This window comes from Hansschlegelia beijingensis (assembly GCF_014196425.1).
GTDB lineage: Bacteria > Pseudomonadota > Alphaproteobacteria > Rhizobiales > Methylopilaceae > Methylopila > Methylopila beijingensis.
In genome coordinates this window covers 1,335,902-1,355,879 of sequence record NZ_JACIDR010000001.1, presented here as the reverse complement: position 1 = coordinate 1,355,879, position 19,978 = coordinate 1,335,902, and the positions used below count along the sequence as shown (strand labels likewise).

The window sequence follows — 19,978 nt, the reverse complement described above, 5'->3', positions numbered from 1 at the left end:
TGGGGGCCCCCGGGGGGGGGGGGGGGGGGTTGGGGGGGGGGGGGGGGGGGGGGGGGCGGGGGGGGGGGGGGGGGGGGCGGGGGGGGGGGGGGGGGGGGGGGGGGGGGGCCCCCCCCCGCGGCTCGGCCGAAGGAGCAGGCGTCACGACCGCCGTCAGCTGCCGCCCGCGCAGAAGCCCCTTGGAGACGGGGGCGGGCGCCGGGGCCTTGTCCTGGCTGACGCCGCTGCCGATCGAGTCCGGAGTGATCTCCGACGGGTCGACATGGGCGAGGTCGTAGCGCGACAGGTAGGACACCGCGAGCTCGCGGAACACGTAGTCGAGGATCGACGTCGCGTTCTTGATCGTGTCGTTGCCCTGCACGAAGCCGGCCGGCTCGAAGCGGGTGAAGGTGAAGGCCTCCACATACTCCTCGAGCGGCACGCCGTACTGCAGGCCGAGCGAGACCGCGATGGCGAAGTTGTTCATCACCGAGCGGAAGGCCGCGCCTTCCTTGTGCATGTCGATGAAGATCTCGCCGAGGCGGCCGTCGTCATACTCGCCCGTGTGCAGGTACACCTTGTGTCCGCCCACGATCGCCTTCTGGGCGTAGCCCTTGCGGCGGCCCGGCAGCTTCTCGCGCTCGCGCACGATCTGCACGCGCTCGACGATCTTCTCGATGACCTGGGCGGTGCGGGCCGCCTGCGGCTGGGCGACCAGCGCCTCGACCGCCTCGTCGGCGTCCTCCTCGTCGTCGGCGATCAGCTGCGCCGACAGCGGCTGGCTGAGCTTGGAGCCGTCGCGGTAGAGGGCGTTCGCCTTCAGCGCGAGCTTCCAGCTGAGCTCATAGGCCTTGGCGCAATCCTCGACGGTCGCGTCGTTCGGCATGTTGATGGTCTTGGAGATCGCGCCCGAGATGAAGGGCTGCGCCGCCGCCATCATGCGGATGTGGCTTTCGACCGAGAGGAAGCGCTTGCCGGTGCGGCCGCACGGGTTCGCGCAGTCGAACACCGGATAGTGCTCCGGCTTCAGGTGCGGCGCGCCCTCGACCGTCATGGCCCCGCAGATATGCGTGTTGGCGGCCTCGACCTCGGCCTTGGAGAAGCCGAGATGGGCGAGCAGGTCGAAGGCCGGGTCGTCGAGCTTCTCGGCCGGCACCTTCATGGCGCCGGTCAGGAACTCCTCGCCGAGCGTCCACTTGTTGAAGATGAACTTGACGTCGAAGGCCGACTTGCAGGCAGCCTCCAGCGTGTCGATCAGCTCGTCCGGGAATCCCTTGGCGCGCAGCGTCACGGGGTTGATGGCGGGCGCCTGGCGCATCGAGGCGTGGCCGACCGCGTAGACCTCGATCTCGGCGATCTCGGCTTCCGAGTAGCCGAGCGCGCGCAGCGCCTCCGGCACGGCGCGGTTGATGATCTTGAAGTAGCCGCCGCCGGCCAGCTTCTTGAACTTCACCAGCGCGAAGTCGGGCTCGATGCCGGTGGTGTCGCAGTCCATCACGAGGCCGATCGTGCCCGTCGGGGCGACGACCGAGACCTGCGCGTTGCGGAAGCCATGGGCGGCGCCGAGCTTGAGCGCGCGCTCCCAGGCGTCCTGTGCGGCCTTCACCACGGAGGCTTCCGGGCAGGCGGCGACGTCGAGCGGGACGGGGAGGGTGGACAGACCCTCATAGGCCTGCGCCTCGCCGCGCGCGGCGCGGGCGTGGTTGCGGATGACCCGGAGCATGTGCTCGCGGTTCGGCGCGAAGCCCTCGAAGGCGCCCAGCTCGCCCGCCATCTCGGCGGAGGTCGCGTAGGCGACGCCGGTCATCAGCGCGGAGAGCGCGCCGCACAGCGCGCGCGCCTCGCGGCTGTCATAGGCGATGCCGGACGACATCAGCAGACCGCCGATATTGGCGTAGCCGAGGCCGAGCGTGCGGTAGCGCCAGGACAGCTCCGCGATCTGGCGCGACGGGAACTGCGCCATCAGCACCGAGATTTCGAGCACCACCGTCCACAGCCGGCAGGCGTGGGCGTAGGATTCGACGTCGAACGACTTATCCGCGCGGCGGAACTGCAGCAGGTTGAGCGAGGCGAGATTGCAGGCCGTGTCGTCGAGGAACATGTATTCCGAGCACGGGTTGGACGCCCGGATCGGCCCGGAGGCCGGGCAGGTGTGCCAGTCGTTCACCGTGGTGTGGAACTGCACGCCGGGGTCCGCGCAGGCCCAGGCGGCGTAGGAGATCTGGTCCCACAGCTTGCGGGCCTTGAGGGTCTTCACCGGCTTGCCGGTGGTGCGGGCGGTCAGCGTCCAGTCGCCGTCATTCTCCACGGCGCGCAGGAAGTCGTCGGTGACGCGCACCGAGTTGTTCGAGTTCTGCCCGGAGACCGTGAGGTAGGCCTCGCCGTCCCAGTCGGTGGTGAAGGTCTCGAGGTCGATGTCCTGCTCGCCCTGCTTGGCGAGCTGGATCACGCGACGGATCATGTTGTCGGAGACCTGCGCCTTGCGGGCGAGCTTCACCTCGCGCTTCAGCGCGGGGTTCTTCTCCGGCAGGAAGCAGTCGTCGCCCTCGCCCTCGCAGTTCACGCAGGCCTTGAGGATGGCGCGGACGTGCTTCTTGACGATCCGCGAGCCGGTGACGAGCGCCGCGACCTTCTGCTCCTCCTTCACCTTCCAGGAGACATAGGACTCGATGTCGGGGTGATCGGCGTCGACCACCACCATCTTGGCCGCGCGGCGCGTGGTGCCGCCGGACTTGATCGCGCCCGCGGCCCGGTCGCCGATCTTGAGGAAGGACATCAGGCCCGACGACTTGCCGCCGCCGGACAGCCGCTCGCCCTCGCCGCGCAGGCCGGAGAAGTTCGAGCCGGTGCCGGAGCCGTACTTGAACAGGCGCGCCTCGCGCACCCACAGATCCATGATGCCGCCCTCGTTCACGAGGTCGTCCGAGACGCCCTGGATGAAGCAGGCGTGCGGCTGCGGCCGCTCATAGGACGAGGCCGAGGGGCGGACCTCGCCGGTCTTGTGGTCGGCGTAGAAGTGGCCCTGGCTCGGTCCGTCGACCCCGTAGGCCCAGAAGAGGCCGGTGTTGAACCATTGCGGGGAGTTCGGCGCGGCCTTCTGGGTCGCCAGCATGTAGGCGAGTTCGTCGAAGAAGGCGCGGGCGTCCTCCTCGGTGTCGAAATAGTCGTGGGTCCAGCCCCAGTAGGTCCAGGTGCCGGCGAGCCGGTCGAACACCTGCCGGGCGTCGCGCTCGGGGCCATAGCGTTCGGCCTCGGGCAGCTCGGAGAGCGCGGCCTCGTCGGCTACGGAGCGCCACAGCCAGGACGGGACGGTGTTCTCCTCGACCGCTTTCAGCTTGGCCGGCACGCCGGCCTTGCGGAAGTACTTCTGCGCCAGGATGTCGACGGCGACCTGGCTCCACGCCTCCGGCACGTCGATGTCGGCCGCGCGGAACACGGTCGAGCCGTCCGGATTGCGGATCTCGGAGGTCGCCTTGCGGAACGGGACTTCGGCGTAAGGAGACTGGCCGGCCTTGGTGTAGCGACGTTCGATGCGCATGGCGTCCGAAGCTCCAGGTCTGATGCCGAACCTGCCTCTCGGACACGTTCGGGCCGGCGGTCGGCCGGCGGCCTCTTGTTCATCGCCAGGACGCAGACGACCGTTCCGGCGCAAAGGCTGCGCAGGCGCAATCGGGATGGCGATGGCGCCTGCCCGCGACGATGTCTTTCATAATTCCCGGCCCGCCGAGGCGCCTTTGCGGGGCGTCGGCGGCGAGGTCCGAAAGCTAGATCGAGTCTCCGGGATGGTCGAGTCGCGTTTTCGAGTTATCCCGGCCTTCCGTCTATCCCTCGTGAGTGTTGCCGCAGCGCGACACCAGATATAGTGTCAGCCGGCGGTGAATGGAAGGTTTACGAGCTGGGGATCGTGCCGCCCTCGACGCTCGTTTCCGAGCCGATCTGAGCCATGACGGCCGCACGCCGTCCCGCGGGGATAACAGCGGGGAAAACCTGCTGTCGCGCCGCTGTCAGAGCGGAGCGGGCGCGCTGGCCTAGCGTCGCCGCCTGAGGACGAGCGCCACGGCGCTTCCCCCAGGCCGTCAGTCCAAGTCGATCCAGAATTAGAACAAGTACAAAACAGCAGGAACCGTTTGCGCAGACCGCGCGGGACGGACTAGAACGCCTTCTGTTCCGCCCCGGCGCGGCTCTGATCTGGAGGAACCCAGTGGCGTCCCTGATCTCACGCACCGAAGTGACGTTGCCGGATGCGCCCCGCGTGGCGTCGCTGCTGATCGAGCACATGCAGGAGCATGACGTCGTCTGCGAGAACCGCGACGGCCGAACCATCGCCGATTTGGGGATCGGAAGCGGCGTGATCGAGGTCACGCCGGCCGCGCTCAAGGTGGAGATCACGGCGCCGGACCTGGGCTCTCTGGAGCTGCTGCGCGCATTCGTGGCCGATCACGTCGAGGAGTTCTGCGAGGGCTTCAGGCCCACCATCGCCTGGCGGGGCCACGTCGCGGCGTCTGACCGTATCGCGGACTTCCGGGAACTCACCCTCAGGTCCGTCGTCGAGCTCACGCCGAAGATGCGCCGCCTGACCTTCTCGGGCGAGGATCTCGCGCGCTTCGATTCGCGCGAAGGCCTCCACGTCCGGATGTATTTTCCCCCGGAGGGGCTCGCCGTCCCTGAATGGCCGCGGGTCGGGGCCGACGGGCAGATCGTCTGGCCGCCGGAGGAGCGCAAGCCCGCCGTCCGCTACTACACGGTGCGTCAGGTGCGGCCCGAGGCGGGCGAGATCGACATCGACTTCGTGCTGCACGACGACCCCGGTCCGGGCGCGCGCTTCGCGGCGCAGGCGCGGCTCGGCGCCGTCTGCGGCATGGCCGGCCCTGTCGGCAAGATGGCGCCGCAGTCCGGCTGGACCTTGCTGGCGGGCGACGAGACGGCCCTTCCGGCGATCGCCCGCACCCTCGAGCTGATGCCGGCGGAGGCCCGCGGGGCCGCCCTGATCGAAGTGGACGGGCCGGGCGAAGAGGTTCGCTTGAAGGCGCCGGCCGGCTTCGAGATCCGGTGGCTGCATCGCTCCGCCGCCCTCGCGGAGGCCTCGCCGCTGACCGGCGCCGTGGCGTCGGTGGCGCTGCCGGATGGCCACGAACCCTACGCCTGGGTCGCCTGTGAATACGGGACCGCCAAGGCGATCCGCTCCCATCTCCGCTCAGCCTGGAAGCTCGCCCGCGATCGCCACATGGTAGTGGGGTACTGGGAGCGCGCGTCCGCGGCCTGAGGGGGACGGCGCGTCGCATAGGCGCCACAGCGCATGACGGGAATGTGACGCTCCCCGCCCGGCGCGGCTGGCGGCCACTGGACAGGGCCTGCGTTTTCCTTCACCTGCCAACGAGCCGGACGCCCGGGTCCTCGGATCCGAAACTCTCCCTGGCGGCGACCGACGAGAGGCCGAAGGTGATGCTGAGCGCGTTCCGCAAACTGATGCCCCGTGAGGACCGGTTCTTCGACCTGTTCGAGAGCCATTCACGCACCCTCGTGGCCGGCGCCTTGGCGCTGCAGAAGCTGCTCGAGGGCGGCGACGAGGTGCCGCGCTACTGTGCGGAGATCGTCCGCTGGGAGCATGAGGCGGACGACATCGCCCGGGAGGTGCTGCAGACGGTGCGGCGCAGCTTCATCACGCCGTTCGACCGGGGCGACATCAAGGACCTCATCCAGTCGATGGACGACGCCATCGACCAGATGAACAAGACCGCCAAGGTGATCACTCTCTACGAGGTGCGCACCTTCGATCCGCTGATGCGCGAAATGGGGGTGACGGTGGTCGACGCCGCCAACCTGACCGCCGAGGCGGTTCCGCTGCTCAGCGCCATCGCCAAGCACGCCACCCGTATCAGCGAACTTACCGAGCGGGTGACGCGCGTCGAAGGACGCTCGGACGATCTGCACGACGAGGGGCTGAAGAAGCTGTTCCAGTCCGTGGGCCGCGACAATCCGATGGAGTACTTCATCGGCGCCGAGATCTACCGGCATCTCGAGGACGTCGTGGATCGCTTCGAGGACGTCGCGAACGAGATCAGCGGCATCATGATCGAAAACGTCTGAGCGCCCCATGACGGAGGCCGCGACGCTCGCCCTGCCGCTCCTGATCGGACTGATCGGAGTGGCGCTGCTCTTCGACTTTCTGAACGGCCTGCACGACGCGGCCAACTCGATCGCCACCATCGTCTCCACCCGCGTGCTGAGCCCGCGCTATGCGGTTGCCTGGGCGGCGTTCTTCAACTTCATCGCGTTCCTGTTCTTCGGGCTGCACGTCGCGCAGACCATCGGAACAGGCATCGTGGACGCCTCGATCGTCGATCCGAGGGTGATCTTCTGCGCCCTGGTCGGAGCGATCGCCTGGAACCTGATCACCTGGGCGCTGGGGATCCCGTCGAGCAGCTCGCACGCGCTGATCGGCGGCCTCGTCGGGGCCGCGCTCGCCAAGGCGGGGTTCAGCGTGATCGTGTGGACCGGCCTCGGCAAGACCATGGCGGCCATCGTGGTCTCGCCTCTGGTGGGCTTCCTATTGGCGCTCGCGCTGGTGCTGCTGGTCTCCTGGGTCGTGGTGCGGCAGAGCCCGTTCGTGGTCGACCGCGAGTTCCGTCGGCTGCAGTTCGTCTCGGCCTCGCTCTATTCGCTCGGCCACGGCGGCAACGACGCGCAGAAGACGATGGGCATCATCGCCGTGCTGCTCTACTCGCAGGGGCATCTCGGCAGCGAGTTCCACATCCCGCTCTGGGTTGTCCTGACCTGTCAGGCCGCGATGGCGCTCGGAACGCTCTGCGGCGGCTGGCGCATCGTCCACACCATGGGATCCCGCATCACCCGCCTGGTGCCGATGCAGGGCTTCTGCGCGGAGACCGGCGGCGCGCTGACGCTGTTCATGGCGACCTGGATGGGCATCCCGGTCTCAACGACGCACACCATCACCGGCGCGATCGTCGGGGTGGGCGCGGCGAAGCGAACCTCGGCCGTGCGCTGGGCCGTCGCGAGCAACATCGTCATCGCCTGGGTCCTGACGCTGCCGGCCGCCGCCTTGATCGCCGCGGCGAGCTACTGGGTCACCGGCCTGATCGCCTGACGCCGGCACGAAAAAAGGCGGCGCGCTGCTGGCGGCCGCCTTGCTCCGGGTCGCCGTCCGCGCCGCGGACAGCTCTCTCGCGGATTACTTGCTCTGGTCGTGGGGCTTCTCGGCGCCGCCGCCGCGCCGCGCGTCCTGATCCGCCTGCTGCTTCTGGATTTCCTGCGGATTGGTCGCGACGTCGGGGGCCACCTTGTTCATCGCGCCCGTCGTCTTCGGCGTGGTGTTCTCGGAGCCGGTGGCCGAGCCCTTGTCGATCGTCGACGGCTCCTGCGGCTGCTTCATTTCGGTCTGGGCGAAGGCTCCGCCGATCATGAGGGCGGAGGCGGCGGCGGCGAGGGTGATCCGTTTCATCATGGGCTTCGTTCCTCCAGTTTCTGGGCACAAGACGAACGCCCCGGCAGGGAATTTGTTCCCGAAGCGGGGGCTGACGCCGCCCTCGAAGCCAAGAGCCTGTGGGATCGGGACTAACCCGACTTCGACGCGTGCTCGGGCTTGCCCTTCCGGTCGGTGGAGGCGAGCTCGTGGAGCTGCTTCTCCGACATCGAATCGGCCATCGAGCGCGACGCGCCCTTCAGGTCGCTCTTCTTCGTGTCTCCGCGCTTGGCCGAAAGCGCTGCGCCAGCGGCTTTCTGCTGCGCCTTGGACTTTGCAGGCATGACAGGTCCTCCTTCCCTTAGTCCCACCAGAAGCGGGACGAGCGCTGACGTTCCTTCGAGTACATGGCGATCGCGATCACGGCGCCGGCCGCGGCGGCGAGGCCAAGCGCAGCCAGACCGGGATGCTGTCCTACCGTCTCCCTCGCGCGCGCGGCGCCCGCCCGCACGGTCGTGGTGAGGTCGTCATCGTCTTCGAAGAGGCGGTGAGACATGTGCCGCGGCCGGCCATTGATGCGGCTGACCCTGCGGGTGAGCTCGTCCACGGTCCGCCGGAGATCGGCGACCGCAGGGCGGTGGTTTACGTTAGGATCGGCTTGTTCGGCCATCGGATCCTCCTCCAGATGCGCGCCTCGCGGCGCCCTCGGAAGAGGAATTCGCCAAGCAACAAATCGTTCCGGCTGGCTTCACCCGGCGTTGTCGTCGGCGATCTGATCCGCCCCACGCTTCTCGGCGATGTGGACCAGAACGGCTTCGCGCGTCGGGTAGGGGCCGAACACCGGCGTGCCGTGCTCGTCCACGGCCCACCAGCCGGCCTTGGCGCCGTCCCTGTCTTCTGTGATGTGAACCGGCTTCAGCATTCGCAGAACCTCCGTCCGAGTGGAGCGCGCTAGAGCAGCCCCGCTTCGACCGCGTCGTTCACCGCCGCCTCCGCCGGAGGCTTGCGCAGATCGGCGGACCGTTCGACGAAATAGGCGCAGGTCGCTGCCAGACCAGCCTCCAGGGTCACGGTCGGCGACCAGCCGAGATATGTCTGGGACCGGGTGATGTCCGGCCGCCGCCGACGCGGATCGTCCACCGGCAGCGGCTTCGTCGTGACGGTGCTATCGGCGCCCAGATGGGCCATCACGAGGCGCACCAGCTCGTTGACCGTGAGCTCCTGCGGATTGCCCAGGTTGATCGGGCCGGGAAGCTCCTTCTCGCACGCCATCAGCCGGATGAAGCCCTCGATCAGGTCGGAGACGTAGCAGAAGGAGCGGGTCTGCTCGCCCGAACCATAGACGGTGATGTCGCGCCCGCTGAGCGCCTGGCAGATGACGTTCGACACGACCCGGCCGTCGTCCGGCTGCATGCGCGGCCCATAGGTGTTGAAGATGCGCGCGATGCGGGCGTCGACCCGGCGCGCCCGGATCGCGTCGGATGCGAGGCTCTCGGCGGCGCGTTTTCCCTCGTCGTAGCAGGCGCGGGGACCGATCGGATTGACGTTGCCGCGGTAGGTCTCCGGCTGCGGATGGACGTCCGGATCGCCATAGACCTCGCTGGTCGATGCGAGCATGAAGCGCGCGCCCTTGCCAGCCGCGAGCCCCAGCAGTTGATGGGTCCCGACGACGCTCGTCAGCATCGTGTGCTCGGGAGCCGCCTGGTAGTGCGGCGGCGAGGCCGCGCAGGCGAGGTTGAAGATCTCGTCGATCGGGTCCCGGCTAGCCGTCAGCCGCTGGGGCAGGGGATCGATGATGTCGGCCTCGATGAGCGTGAAGCGCGGCTCGCGCTCGAACTGCCGGAGGTTTTCGGGCCGCCCGGTCAGCATGTTGTCGATGCAGATCACGCGGGCGCCGTCGGCGATCAGCCGGTCGCACAGGTGCGAGCCCAGGAACCCTGCGCCTCCCGCCACCACCGCCGTCTTTCCGCCGGTCCGCACGTTCCGCATCGTCACGCTCCCATCGCGAGGCTGCGCGAAGCCCCCTCTGCCGCGCCGGCTTGGCTTCGCGCGCGCAGCGCCTCGTCCACATAGGCCTCGAACTCGCGCGCGCGATGGTCGGCGGTATGCCCGTCTAGCACCCTGGCGCGCGCCGCGGCAGCGAGTTCCGCCACGCGCTCGGCCGGCCACTCGCCCACTGCGCGCAGCACGTCGTCTGCGTTCTCGGCGATGACGATCTCCCGGTCCGCTCGGAACAGCTCGTCGAGCCCGGCCCAGTTGTCGGAAACCACGGGACAGCCGGTCGCGGCGGCCTCGAACAGCCGCACGCTCGGGCTGTAGCCGGCCGCAATCATGTCGGCGCGGGTCAGGTTCAGGGTGAACCGGCTCGCCGCATAGAAGCCCGGCAGCTCCGGCGGCGCGAGATGCGGGATCCACTCGACATTCGCCGGCCAATCGACGTCGTCCGGGTAGCTCGAGCCGGCGACCGCGAACCGCAGGTCCGGCGCGCGACGGGCGACCTCGAGCAGAAGCGTTTCGAGCTTCGGCTGGCGGTCGGGGCTGTAGGTGCCGAGATAGCTGAGGTCCCACCGCTTCTGCGTTTCGCGCGGCGCGAAGGCCTCCGGGTCCACGGAGCAGTAGAGCGGCCGCGCGGCGCGCGCGCCGTAGTCGCGCTCGAGCCGCCGCAGCGTCGGCCCGCCCGTGAATGACAGATAGACGTCGAACAGTCGGATGATCTCGGGCGTGAGATAGGCGCAGCGCGCCTCGTCGACCGCCTTCAGCGTGACCGGGGTGTCGATGTCATAAAACAGATAGGCGCCGCTCACGAGCTTCCGGACGCGGCGCGCGACCTCGACCCCATCGGGCACGTAGGAGCCGACCACCACGGCGTCCGCGCCGGCGACGCGGTCACGCCAGCGGTCGAGCTCCGCCACGCTGTCGTACAGCGCAAGCTCGCAATAGGCTGGGTCGGTCAGGTCGCGATGGCTCGCATACCAGGGCTGGTCGCGCTCGAGGAACAGGATGCGATGGCCGCGCGCGCCGAGCGCCTTGAGCAGCGCCCGGAACGTCGTCGCGTGTCCATTTCCCCAGGAGGAGGAGAGGCTGAGGCCGAGAACGACGATGTCGAGCGGACGCGGGCTCATGCGGCGTTCTTCTCCCGTTTGGCGGCGATCTCCTGCCGGAGCAGCGCGTCGACCTGGTCGCCCCGCCGCTCATAGGTGTGCTCGCCCAGCACCCGGCGCAGCGCCCGCTGGCCGATCGCCTCCGCGCGTTCGCGGGTGAGGCTCGCGACATGCTCGGCGACGTCGGCGCCGTCGCGCGCCACCAGCACCTCCTCGTCGGGCTTGAGGAACAGCTCCAGTCCCTCCCATGCGTCGGTGATCAGGCAGGCGCCGGCCCCGGCCGCCTCGAACACCCGCGTCGCCGGCGAAAAGCCGGTCGCCGCCATGCTGTCGCGCGCGATGTTCAGGACCGCCCGGGGCGTCACGTTGAAGGCGTTGTGGTCGCGCGTATAGACGTGGCCGAGATGGCGGACGTTCGCGGGCAGCGAGCGGTGCTCCCAGCCCGATCCGCCGAGCAGGAAGGCGCGCTCGGGCAGGCGCGCGGCGGGCTCAAGGAAGAAGGTCTCGACCCTGGCCTCGCGGTCGGGCAGCCGATTGCCCAGGAAGGCGAGGTCGCAGGCGAAGCGCGGATCCGGTGGGACCGGATGATGCGAGGACGGGTCCAGCGCGTTATAGACCGGCACGCAGCGCCGGGCGCCGAGGCCCTCATAGGCGTTCACCACGGGGGCGCCGCCGCCATAGGTCAGCACAAGGTCGATCTCGTCGAACGCCGCCGAGATCGGATGGCCGGGTCGCGACCGGATCTCGGCGAGCGTGGCGGGCGCATCGACGTCCCAGAAGATGCGCAACGCGTCCTTGCGCGCGGCCCGCATCGTCTGCGCGACCAGCTCGTCGTCGAACACGCCGACGCCGCTCGCCTTGACCACCACGTCCGCCTGCGGGGCTTCGGCCACGACCGCCCGCAGCCCTTCGGGGGTCGCCGGCCACACCACGACCTTCGCCCAGTCGGGCGGCTCGATGTCGCGATGCGCCTGCCGATCGAAGGCGTCCGGCTCGTAGAAGACGATCTCATGGCCGCGGCGGGCGAGGGCGGAGAGGACGCCCCGGTAATAGGTCGCCGCCCCGTTCCAGTAGGAGGACAGCAGACTGGAGCCGTAGAACGCGATCTTCATGCGGTCGCACTCTCGATCTGGGGCGCGCTGAGTTCGGACACGAAGCCGAGGAGCTCCTCGGCGCGATGCCGGCAGGTGTGCCGCGCCTGAATGGCGGCGAGGCCGTTACGGGCGAGCTCCCGGCGAAGCTCGGGATCGTGCTGAACAGCCCTCATGTGGGTCGTCATCCCGGCTTCGTCGCTCGCGACCAGGAAATCGCGGCCGGGCTCGAACAGGCCTTCGCTGTCCTCCCATGGCGCCGACAGGAGCGGCGCGCCGCAGGCGAGCGCCTCGAAAACCCGGATCGTCGGGATGCCGGGCAGGCTCTCGACATAGAGCCGGCGCGGAACGTGGACTGTCGCGAGGTGGCGGGCATAGACCTCCGGCGCGCGCGGGTTCGGGAGCCAGCCGTGGTGCCGCGCGCCGTGCCGGGAAAGCTCCGCAAGGGCGCCCTCCGGGTAGCGGACGCCGTAGATGTCCAGGCGCGCTCCCGCCGCCGCTGCGGGCCTCAGCAGGAAGCGGCGGAGCTCGTCGCTGCGCTCGTCGTCGCCCCAGTTCCCGATCCACACCAGCCCCTGTCGCTCGCCGTCATCGGCCGGCGGGCGGAACAGGCGTGTGTCGGCCGCCTCGTGCCAGACGAAGGCGCGGCGGCCCCAGCCCAGCCGCCGATAGGCCTCCGCGAGGCTCGCGCCGAAGGCCAGCACCCCGTCATAATCGTCGAGGCGATAGCGGCGCATCGCGTCCGGCTCGCTCGCCATGCGGTGATGGGTGTCGTGGAACAGCAGCGTGAAGCGCGCGCCGCGGCCCCGCAGCTCCCCGAGAGCGTTGACGAGCGCCGGCTCGTTCCACTCGTGGACGATCACGAGATCGGCGCCGTCCGTCAGCGCGGCGAGGTCCGGCCCGTCCGGATAGGTCTCGAAGGCGAGCTCCGGATAGGCCTCGAAGAACGGCGCGAAGCCGTCCTGGCCGTGATCGGCGACCAGGTTCTGCACGCTCCACGGGTTCTCGGGCTCAAGCGCCCGCACCCGGTGGCCTGCCCCGGCGAGTTCGCGCAGCACGCCCCGCACGAAATGCGCATTGCCGTGGTTCCAGCAGGATCGCAGCGAATGCGTGAAGTAGATGATCTTCATGCCGCCGCTCCGACGTGGCCCGGATCAGCCAGCGCGTCACGGTAGAGCCGGAGCATGCCGGACGTCATGGCGCCTCGGGTGAAACGGCGCGCGCGCCGGCGGGCGAGGGCGCCCAGGCGCGCCCGCTCCTCCGGCGCCTCCAGAAGCGCGTTGATGAGCCCGGCGAACCCGCCCGCGTCGTCGGGCGCAGAAAACAGAGCCGCGCCGTCCCAAAGCTCGCGAAGCGTCGGGATGTCGGACAGGACGAGGGGACAACCCGCTCGCGCGGCCTCCAGCGCCGCCAGGCCGAACGGCTCGTAGCGCGCGGCGGAGGCGAAGATCGGGCGGCGGGCGAGCCGGGCCCGGACGTCATCGGCCCCGACATGGCCGAGCGGCCGGATGGCCTCGAGCCGGATGGCTGCGGCGCCGTCCGGCGAGGTCAGCGCTCCGGCGGCCTCGAAGGGCGCCGCGATCCCGCGGGCCGCACTGTCCAGCGTCGCGAGGTTCTTGGCTTCGTCCCACAGCCGGCCTGCGGTGAAGACCTGCGGGACGCCGGGCGCCACCGCCTCGTCGGGCGGGGCGTCGCCGATCCCGTTCGGCACGACCGCGGGCTCCTCAGCGAGACCATAGGTCGTGCGGGTGGCGGCTGCGAACGCGGCCGTGGGCGCCACCAGCCGGTCGGCGGCCACATAGCCGTGGGCGGTCGCCGCGGTCCGCCACTGAAAGTCCGCCGGAGGCTCTCCGCCATGCATCGCGGCCCACCAGGTCGCAAGGCAGGAGTGGCAGCTGACGATGACCGGCGCGTCGTAACTGGCGAGCGCGTAGGCCCCGCTATGGAGGTGCACCACATCCGCCGAGGCGGCGCGCGCGAAGGCGGCCAGCGCCTCGGCCGCGTGGCTGATCTCGACCGGCGAGCGGGCCAGCCAGTCGAGCGGCAGCCCCGTCGGGGCCACGGTGACGCCCGGATAAAGCTCGGCGGCAGCGATCTGGCGGGGCGTTGGCGCGGGCCCGAGCGTCGCGAGCGTCGTCGTCACCCCAGCCGCCGAAAGTCCCGCGGCGAGCTCCACCGCATGAGTCCAGACGCCACCAACGGCGTCGGCGGTCAGCAGAAGGCGGAGCTCCTGCGCCTCCGCCATCAGCCGGCCGGCCCAAAGGCGCGCCGCGTGGCGGGCGGCCGCGTCACGCCGCGCCTCCCGCCACCGCCAGCGCCGGCGCCTCTCGACGCAGGGAGGACAGCCACGCGATAAGGTCGCCGAGCCCGTCGCGCCAGTGTCGAGGCCGCGGCAGGCCCAGCTCCTCGGCCGCGCGTCGCGTGTCGGACACGTAATAGCGCTGATCGCCGGCGCGCCACGGCGCGAGTTCGGACGCGATCGGCCGGCCGGTGAGCTCGATGATCGCAGCCATGACTGCCCTCAGGCTCACGACGTTCTCCGGCCCGCCGCCGAGATTGAAGGCTCGTCCCGAGATTGCGTCGATCCGGTCGGCGGCCGCGAGATAGGCCTCCACCGCGTCGCCGACATGCAGCACGTCGCGCACCTGCAGCCCGTCGCCGTAAATTGTCAGCGGCGAGCCCTCGAGCGCCGAGCGCGCGAAATGCGCCACCCAGCCCTGATCCTCGGTGCCGAGCTGGCGCGGGCCGTAGATGCAGCTCATGCGAAGCACCGCGGTGGGAAGTCCGAAGCTGCGGGAGTAATCCAGCACGTACTGGTCGGCCGCCCCCTTCGAGCAGCCATAGGGCGTGTGGAAGTCCACCGGCCTGTTCTCGTCGACGCCGAAGCGCCGCAGCGCGGCGTCGACCGGCGCGTAGCCGTCCGGCTCCTGCACGAGCTCCACACCGCCGAGATCGCCATAGACCTTGTTGGTGCTGGCGAAGATCACGGCGGGCGGCCGGGAGCTCTGGCGCGCGGCCTCCAGCACGTTGATCGTGCCCAGAGCGTTGACCTCGAAATCCGCGCGCGGATCGGCGAGGCTCGTCGTCACCGCCGTCTGGCCCGCCATATGATAGACCGTCGAGACGTCCCGCATGGCCGCCGTTACGGCGCTCATGTCGCGCACGTCCGCGATCACCACCTCCACGCGCTCGGGATGACGGCGGCGGAGCCAGTCGACGTTCATCTCCACGCCCGGCCGGGCGAGCGAGTCGAGCACCCTGACGCGACCGCCGTCACGTGCGATGCGGTCGACGAGATTCGACCCGATGAAGCCCGCGCCGCCGGTCACGAGCGCCGGCGCGCGGGGCGCGCCGCCGCCCCGGTGCTCGGCGCTCATCGCATCAGCCCCCGCTTCTCAAGTTCCAGACGGGCGTCGCCGACGCGATCCACCGGCGTCTGCTGGCTCACCCATTCGACGAGCTCGCCGAGCGAGTTCTCGAAGTCGCGCTCCGCCTGGAAGCCGAGCGCGCGCTCGATCTTGGAGACGTCCGCGATGCAGTGGCGGATGTCGCCCGAGCGCGCCTTCTCGGCGATTTCCGGCTGAAGGTCCTCGCGCCCCATGACGCGGGCGAGCGAAACGGCGACGTCCTTGATGGAGCGGTCGCGTCCGCTCGCCACGTTGAACACCTCGCCGTTCGCCTCCGGGCGGTCGAGGATGGTCAGGAAGGCGCGCGAAACGTCGTCGACGTTCACGAAGTCGCGGCGCTGCTCGCCGTCCTCGAACACCAGCGGGGCCTGCCCGTTGAGGATGCGCGACGCGAAGATCGCCAGAACGCCCGTGTAGGGGTTCGAAAGCGCCTGCCCGGGACCGTAGACGTTGAACAGGCGCAGCGCTGCGCCCTCCATGCCGTAGGCCGCAGTGACGTTCAGCGTCAGCCGCTCCTGGACGTATTTGGTCAGCGCATAGACCGAGCCGACATTCGGCCGCTTCGTCTCGGGCGTCGGGACAGGGATCAGCGGGCGCCCTCGCGCGTCGGTCGGGTCCCATGCGCCGGCCGAACCCTTCACGCGCTGCACTTCCTCGAGCAGCGCGCCATCGGCGTCGCGGTACAGGCCCTCGCCATAAACGCTCATCGACGAGGCGACGACGACGCGCTGGACCGGCTGCTCGATGAGCGCCTGGAACAGCACGGCGGTGCCGAGGTCGTTCACGGCGACATACTTGTCGATGGCGTACATGCTCTGGCCGACGCCGACTTCGGCCGCGAGATGGACGACCTTGTCGACGCCCTTGAGCGCGCGGGCCATGGCGGAGGCGTCGCGGACGTCGCCGCGGATGAAGTCGTCAGCGAGCGGGACGGCAGGGTCTTCGCCGTGGACCTGCTCGATCAGGCTGTCGAGGATCCGGACCCGGTCACCGCGCGCGATCAGCGCGGACGCGACGTGGCGCCCGATGAAGCCGGCGCCGCCGGTGATGAGAACTGTCTGCGCCATGCCTCAGCTCCGAGCCCGCTGCCGATGGCAGCTGTGTTCGCTGACGGGATTTTCTTCCGTGTCTCTGCCGCAGAAGCGCGGGATCTTAGGGTCTCCTGCGGCGCCCAAGATGACTGAGCCGCAGGCTCGGTGCTTTCCTGGCTTGCGGATGACGCCGTGATCCGGGGCGGCTTGTGCTGAGCTCATGGCTGTCCGGAGTTCGGTGTGATGGCGACGCGGGAACAGCAGGCTCCGTCCCTTTGTTCCCCGTGCTGAGCCGGGGAACTAGACAAAATGTTCGTGGCGACGAGGCTTCTGGGAACAGGGTCCTTTCACCCGGCGTTTTAACGCGAGCGAGCGACGGGCGGCTCCGAGCGCGATTACGAACGGCCGTTACGGGGGCGCGTCGCTCTGGCGGCGAAACCGGGAGGCAGAAGCTTGCCAGGGCTCAGGGTCGGCATCGTCGGGGCTGGAAACTGCGCATCGTCCTTCGCGCAAGGGCTCGCGTACTACCGGGACGCCAGAGGCAACGAGCCGATCCCGGGGCTGATGAGCGCGGACGTCGGCGGATATCATGTCGACGACGTCTCGATTTCCGCGGCTTTCGACGTCAGCGCCGCGAAGGTCGGCCGGCCGCTGCGCGAGGCCCTGCTGGCGGCGCCCAATGACACATTACGCTTCGCCGAGCTGCCGGAGCCGGGGCCGATCGTGCTGCGGGGTCCGACGCTCGACGGCATCGGCGAGCACCTCGCGGATGACGTGCCGGAGTCCGAGGAGCCGCCGGTCGCGGTGGCGGACGCGCTCCGCGACAGCGCGACCGACGTCCTCGTGTCGTACCTTCCGGTCGGCTCCCAGCAGGCCACGGAATACTACGCCGAGCAGGCGCTCGAGGCGGGCTGCGCCTTCGTCAACTGCGTTCCCGTGTTCATCGCATCCGACCCTGCCTGGGCCCAGCGCTTCAGGGAGCGGGGACTGCCGCTGATCGGCGACGACATCAAGAGCCAGGTCGGCGCGACGATCGTGCATCGCACGCTGGCGAACCTGTTCCGCGAGCGCGGCGTGCGGCTCGACCGCACCTATCAGCTGAATTTCGGGGGCAATTCCGATTTCAAGAACATGCTGGAGCGATCGCGCCTGACCTCGAAGAAGGTGTCCAAGACCCAGGCCGTGACGAGCCAGTTCGACGTGCCGTTGCCCGCCTCCGACGTGCATGTCGGGCCCAGCGACCACGTGCCGTGGCTGACGGACCGCAAGACCGCGTACATCCGGCTCGAGGGCACCGCGTTCGGCGGCGCGCCGCTTTCCGTGGAACTCAAGCTCGACGTCTGGGACTCGCCGAACTCGGCCGGCATCGTGATCGACGCGGTGCGCTGCGCGAAGCTCGCGCTCGACCGGGGCGTGGCGGGGCCGCTCGAAGGCCCCTCCGCGTGGTTCATGAAGTCGCCCCCGCGGCAGTTCACCGACCATGAGGCGGCGGAGCTCGCCGCCGCCTTCGTCGACGGCCGCGCGGACGACTCATGACCGCGCTGTTCTTCCTCGTCCGGCACGGCCGCCATCGCGGGTTCGGCGAGCGCCTGCTGGGCCGCACGCCGGGCGTCCATATCGACGAGGAGGGCCGCCGGCAGGCGGGACGGGTCGCCCCGAAGGTCGCGGCCTTCGCGCCCGCCGCCGCGTGGGGCCCCGCCGCCATAGTGGCGAGCCCCCGCGAGCGGACGCAGGACACCGCGGCCGTGATCGGGGCGGACCTCGGCGTGCCGGTCGAGGTCGACGAAGCCTTCGACGAGATCGACGTCGGCGAGTGGGCCGGAAAGCGGTTCGACGAGCTCGCCGGCGATCCCCGCTGGCGGATCTGGAACGAGGATCGCGACCACGCGCGGGCGCCGGGCGGCGAGACGATGAGCGAGGTCCAGGCGCGGGCGCTCGGCGGCCTCGCCCGGCTGGCGGATCGCTACGACGAGCGCATCGTCGTGGTGGTGAGCCATGCGGACGTCATCAAGTCGGTGCTGCTGAGCGAGCTCGGCATGCTGCTTGGCGATTACTGGAGGATCGACATCGGGCCGGGCGAGTTCGGCGTCCTGAGCCGCGAACCGGGAAACTTCGGTCCGGTGGAGACCCGTCGATGAGCCCGGGCGACGCCGGGCCGAGGGCGGTGGAGGACATTCGCCGGCGCGTCGCGGAGCTCGGCCCCTGGTTCCACAATCTCGACCTCAACGGGATCGAGACAGCGCCTGGGCACTTCCTCGGCAATCACCCTTCGGACAAGTGGAGCAGGTTCGCGCATGCGTTGCCCGACGACCTGAACGGCGCCAGCGTCCTCGACATCGGCTGCAACGCGGGCTTCCATTCCTTCGAGATGAAGCGTCGCGGCGCCGGCCGCGTGCTCGGGGTCGACCATGACGAGCGCTATCTCGCCCAGGCGCAGTTCGCCGCCGAGATACTCGGCTTCGACGTCACCTTCCGGCAGCTCTCGGTTTATGACGTGGCGGCGCTCGGGGAGCGGTTCGACGTGGTGGTGTTCATGGGCGTGCTTTACCACCTGCGCCATCCGCTGCTCGCGCTCGACCTGATCCACGAGCATGTCGCGGGCGACATGCTGCTGTTCCAGACGCTTCAGCGCGGCACGGACGAGGTCCATCAGGTCAAGTCCGACTATGAGTTCTCCGAAGGCGAGTTCGACGCCGAAGGCTACCCGCTCGCCTATTTCGTCGAGCACGCCTATGCGGGCGATCCGAGCAACTGGTGGATCCCCAACAGGGCCGGCTCCGAGGCCATGCTGCGCGCCGCCGGCTTCGAGATCGTCTCCCGACCGGAGCCCGACACCTTCATCTGCCGCCGCGGCGCATCGCCGTGGCAGGGCGCCGTCTATCCCGCACGCGGAGCCGCGCGATGATCGAAGCCGCGATGATCTGGAACGAGCCGAACAACAAGTCCCACTGGGACCTCGAGCTCGACCCGGACTGGAGCCGCTTCGCCGAAACCGCGACCGCGGCCGGCAAGGCCATCAAGGCCGCCAACCCGGCCCTGCCGCGCGTGCTGGGCGGCATGTCGCCGATCGACCCGTTCTTCCTGTTGCGGCTCGCCGAGCGCGGGGTGCTCGACCATGTCGACGTCGTCGCCGTCCATGGCTTCCCGCTCGACTGGAATCTCTGGAAGATCGACGAGTGGCCGGAAAAGGTTGAGGAAATCAGGCGAGCGACCCATCTTCCCGTTTGGGTCACGGAGGTCGGCGTGTCGAGCTTCGGCTCCGAGGAGGTCCAGGCCTGGGGCGTCCGGCGCACCGCCGAACTGCTGGCCGGCAGGGTCGACCGCGTGCACTGGTACAGCCTCTACGATCTGCCCAAGGCCTGGGAGGCCACGACACGCCATCGCGAGGCGGAGGGCTCGTCCTATTACAGGCATTTCCATATGGGCCTGCTGCGCGAAGACGGCGCTCCGAAGCCCGCCCTGCAGGCGTTCGCCGAGGCGGGGAAGGGAATGGGCGTCTGCCAGTGGTTCCACTTCGAGGACCACCGGCTCGACGAGGCGGTCGCGTGGCTGCATCGGCTGGGCGTGCGCCATGTCCGCACCGGCCTGTCATGGGCCGACAGCTTCCGCCCCAACGCGCTCGACTGGTTCGACCGGCAGATGGCGGCGCTCGCCGATTTCGACGTCACCGTCACCTTCTGCTTCACCCCGGAGCACCGCGGGATCGCGCCTCACCACACCAGCCCGCCGATCGATCCGGAGGAGTTCGCGGCCTTCTGCGGCGATATGGTCCGCCGCTACGCGCCCGCCGGAACGGCCGCCGAGGCTGAGGCGCCCGTGAGCGACGAAGAGTGGGCCAGCAAGGACCCTTCGGCCAGTCTCGAGACCTTGCTGCGCCACGTCGGCGGCGCCGGCGGCAGCGGCCGGACGTGACGGTTCGCCGGCGCGGCCCTATAGCTGCGAGCCGAGC

General features: G+C 69.7%; 19 protein-coding genes. 7 read left to right on the top strand and 12 right to left on the bottom strand.

The features are described 5' to 3' along the window. A partial coding sequence (locus tag GGR24_RS06365) for a vitamin B12-dependent ribonucleotide reductase (protein ID WP_183394403.1) occupies window positions 1–3,517 on the bottom strand: 3,517 nt, incomplete at its 3' end. Window positions 3,518–4,180: 663 nt separating this feature from the next. Here GGR24_RS06365 and GGR24_RS06360 point away from each other — a divergent pair. The 3 genes from GGR24_RS06360 (at window position 4,181) to GGR24_RS06350 (ending at window position 7,084) form a co-directional block, all read left to right on the top strand. Continuing rightward, entirely contained in the window at window positions 4,181–5,242 is a 1,062-nt protein-coding gene (locus GGR24_RS06360) for a DUF2218 domain-containing protein (protein WP_183394402.1), read from the top strand. Between the two features lie 179 nt (window positions 5,243–5,421). Beyond that, the gene (locus tag GGR24_RS06355; protein ID WP_183394401.1) at window positions 5,422–6,066 is read left to right on the top strand and encodes a DUF47 domain-containing protein; all 645 of its coding nucleotides are present in this window, start codon (window positions 5,422–5,424) and stop codon (window positions 6,064–6,066) included. 7 nt (window positions 6,067–6,073) lie between these two features. After that, on the top strand, window positions 6,074–7,084 hold the full coding sequence (locus tag GGR24_RS06350) for an inorganic phosphate transporter (RefSeq protein ID WP_183394400.1): 1,011 nt from the start codon (window positions 6,074–6,076) through the stop codon (window positions 7,082–7,084). Between the two features lie 84 nt (window positions 7,085–7,168). Here the strand turns inward: GGR24_RS06350 and GGR24_RS06345 are convergent, their stop codons facing one another. The 11 genes from GGR24_RS06345 to GGR24_RS06295 form a co-directional block, all read right to left on the bottom strand. Continuing rightward, entirely contained in the window at window positions 7,169–7,441 is a 273-nt protein-coding gene (locus tag GGR24_RS06345) for a hypothetical protein (protein WP_183394399.1), read from the bottom strand. A 110-nt stretch (window positions 7,442–7,551) separates the two neighbouring features. Continuing rightward, window positions 7,552–7,743, bottom strand: a complete 192-nt coding sequence (locus GGR24_RS06340) for a DUF3008 family protein (RefSeq protein ID WP_183394398.1) — start codon at window positions 7,741–7,743, stop codon at window positions 7,552–7,554. A 17-nt stretch (window positions 7,744–7,760) separates the two neighbouring features. Further along, window positions 7,761–8,069 (bottom strand): hypothetical protein, encoded by a 309-nt coding sequence (locus GGR24_RS06335; protein WP_183394397.1) that lies wholly within the window; start codon window positions 8,067–8,069, stop codon window positions 7,761–7,763. Between the two features lie 78 nt (window positions 8,070–8,147). Further along, window positions 8,148–8,321, bottom strand: a complete 174-nt coding sequence (locus GGR24_RS06330; RefSeq protein WP_183394396.1) for a hypothetical protein — start codon at window positions 8,319–8,321, stop codon at window positions 8,148–8,150. A 29-nt stretch (window positions 8,322–8,350) separates the two neighbouring features. Beyond that, entirely contained in the window at window positions 8,351–9,388 is a 1,038-nt protein-coding gene (locus GGR24_RS06325; protein ID WP_183394395.1) for a UDP-glucuronic acid decarboxylase family protein, read from the bottom strand. Window positions 9,389–9,390: 2 nt separating this feature from the next. Beyond that, complete coding sequence (locus GGR24_RS06320) at window positions 9,391–10,521, bottom strand: CgeB family protein (RefSeq protein WP_183394394.1); 1,131 nt, start codon at window positions 10,519–10,521, stop codon at window positions 9,391–9,393. Continuing rightward, on the bottom strand, window positions 10,518–11,612 hold the full coding sequence (locus tag GGR24_RS06315) for a CgeB family protein (RefSeq protein WP_183394393.1): 1,095 nt from the start codon (window positions 11,610–11,612) through the stop codon (window positions 10,518–10,520). The genes GGR24_RS06320 and GGR24_RS06315 overlap by 4 nt, the downstream gene beginning before the upstream one ends. Then, window positions 11,609–12,721, bottom strand: a complete 1,113-nt coding sequence (locus tag GGR24_RS06310) for a CgeB family protein (RefSeq protein WP_183394392.1) — start codon at window positions 12,719–12,721, stop codon at window positions 11,609–11,611. The genes GGR24_RS06315 and GGR24_RS06310 overlap by 4 nt, the downstream gene beginning before the upstream one ends. Beyond that, window positions 12,718–13,836: a glycosyltransferase family 4 protein gene (locus GGR24_RS06305; protein WP_183394391.1), complete on the bottom strand. Its 1,119-nt coding sequence runs from the start codon at window positions 13,834–13,836 to the stop codon at window positions 12,718–12,720. Before GGR24_RS06305 ends, GGR24_RS06310 begins: the two co-directional genes overlap by 4 nt. A 43-nt stretch (window positions 13,837–13,879) precedes the next feature. Beyond that, window positions 13,880–14,968, bottom strand: a complete 1,089-nt coding sequence (locus GGR24_RS06300) for an NAD-dependent epimerase/dehydratase family protein (protein ID WP_183394390.1) — start codon at window positions 14,966–14,968, stop codon at window positions 13,880–13,882. Further along, on the bottom strand, window positions 14,965–16,065 hold the full coding sequence (locus GGR24_RS06295) for an NAD-dependent epimerase/dehydratase family protein (RefSeq protein ID WP_183394389.1): 1,101 nt from the start codon (window positions 16,063–16,065) through the stop codon (window positions 14,965–14,967). Before GGR24_RS06295 ends, GGR24_RS06300 begins: the two co-directional genes overlap by 4 nt. A 417-nt stretch (window positions 16,066–16,482) precedes the next feature. On the opposite strand from GGR24_RS06295, the gene GGR24_RS06290 reads away from it, so the two are divergent. From GGR24_RS06290 to GGR24_RS06275, 4 genes are read left to right on the top strand one after another with little or no spacing between them, the layout of a single operon-like run. Continuing rightward, entirely contained in the window at window positions 16,483–17,565 is a 1,083-nt protein-coding gene (locus tag GGR24_RS06290) for an inositol-3-phosphate synthase (RefSeq protein ID WP_183394388.1), read from the top strand. Continuing rightward, the gene (locus GGR24_RS06285; RefSeq protein WP_183394387.1) at window positions 17,562–18,167 is read left to right on the top strand and encodes a histidine phosphatase family protein; all 606 of its coding nucleotides are present in this window, start codon (window positions 17,562–17,564) and stop codon (window positions 18,165–18,167) included. The genes GGR24_RS06290 and GGR24_RS06285 overlap by 4 nt, the downstream gene beginning before the upstream one ends. Beyond that, entirely contained in the window at window positions 18,164–18,934 is a 771-nt protein-coding gene (locus tag GGR24_RS06280) for a TIGR04290 family methyltransferase (protein ID WP_183394386.1), read from the top strand. The genes GGR24_RS06285 and GGR24_RS06280 overlap by 4 nt, the downstream gene beginning before the upstream one ends. Further along, window positions 18,931–19,941: a glycosyl hydrolase gene (locus GGR24_RS06275; protein ID WP_183394385.1), complete on the top strand. Its 1,011-nt coding sequence runs from the start codon at window positions 18,931–18,933 to the stop codon at window positions 19,939–19,941. The genes GGR24_RS06280 and GGR24_RS06275 overlap by 4 nt, the downstream gene beginning before the upstream one ends. Window positions 19,942–19,978 lie beyond the last annotated feature (37 nt).

What these genes read in the sequence shown, in the direction of transcription:
- GGR24_RS06300 (WP_183394390.1), bottom strand. Translation starts at nt 14,968, where the DNA reads ATGAGCGCCGAGCACCGGGGCGGCGGCGCGCCCCGCGCGCCGGCGCTC.
- GGR24_RS06345 (WP_183394399.1), bottom strand. Translation starts at nt 7,441, where the DNA reads ATGATGAAACGGATCACCCTCGCCGCCGCCGCCTCCGCCCTCATGATC.
- GGR24_RS06355 (WP_183394401.1), top strand. Translation starts at nt 5,422, where the DNA reads ATGCTGAGCGCGTTCCGCAAACTGATGCCCCGTGAGGACCGGTTCTTC.
- GGR24_RS06325 (WP_183394395.1), bottom strand. Translation starts at nt 9,388, where the DNA reads ATGCGGAACGTGCGGACCGGCGGAAAGACGGCGGTGGTGGCGGGAGGC.
- GGR24_RS06305 (WP_183394391.1), bottom strand. Translation starts at nt 13,836, where the DNA reads ATGGCGGAGGCGCAGGAGCTCCGCCTTCTGCTGACCGCCGACGCCGTT.
- GGR24_RS06295 (WP_183394389.1), bottom strand. Translation starts at nt 16,065, where the DNA reads ATGGCGCAGACAGTTCTCATCACCGGCGGCGCCGGCTTCATCGGGCGC.
- GGR24_RS06335 (WP_183394397.1), bottom strand. Translation starts at nt 8,069, where the DNA reads ATGGCCGAACAAGCCGATCCTAACGTAAACCACCGCCCTGCGGTCGCC.
- GGR24_RS06275 (WP_183394385.1), top strand. Translation starts at nt 18,931, where the DNA reads ATGATCGAAGCCGCGATGATCTGGAACGAGCCGAACAACAAGTCCCAC.
- GGR24_RS06315 (WP_183394393.1), bottom strand. Translation starts at nt 11,612, where the DNA reads ATGAAGATCGCGTTCTACGGCTCCAGTCTGCTGTCCTCCTACTGGAAC.
- GGR24_RS06310 (WP_183394392.1), bottom strand. Translation starts at nt 12,721, where the DNA reads ATGAAGATCATCTACTTCACGCATTCGCTGCGATCCTGCTGGAACCAC.
- GGR24_RS06320 (WP_183394394.1), bottom strand. Translation starts at nt 10,521, where the DNA reads ATGAGCCCGCGTCCGCTCGACATCGTCGTTCTCGGCCTCAGCCTCTCC.
- GGR24_RS06340 (WP_183394398.1), bottom strand. Translation starts at nt 7,743, where the DNA reads ATGCCTGCAAAGTCCAAGGCGCAGCAGAAAGCCGCTGGCGCAGCGCTT.
- GGR24_RS06285 (WP_183394387.1), top strand. Translation starts at nt 17,562, where the DNA reads ATGACCGCGCTGTTCTTCCTCGTCCGGCACGGCCGCCATCGCGGGTTC.
- GGR24_RS06280 (WP_183394386.1), top strand. Translation starts at nt 18,164, where the DNA reads ATGAGCCCGGGCGACGCCGGGCCGAGGGCGGTGGAGGACATTCGCCGG.
- GGR24_RS06330 (WP_183394396.1), bottom strand. Translation starts at nt 8,321, where the DNA reads ATGCTGAAGCCGGTTCACATCACAGAAGACAGGGACGGCGCCAAGGCC.
- GGR24_RS06350 (WP_183394400.1), top strand. Translation starts at nt 6,074, where the DNA reads ATGACGGAGGCCGCGACGCTCGCCCTGCCGCTCCTGATCGGACTGATC.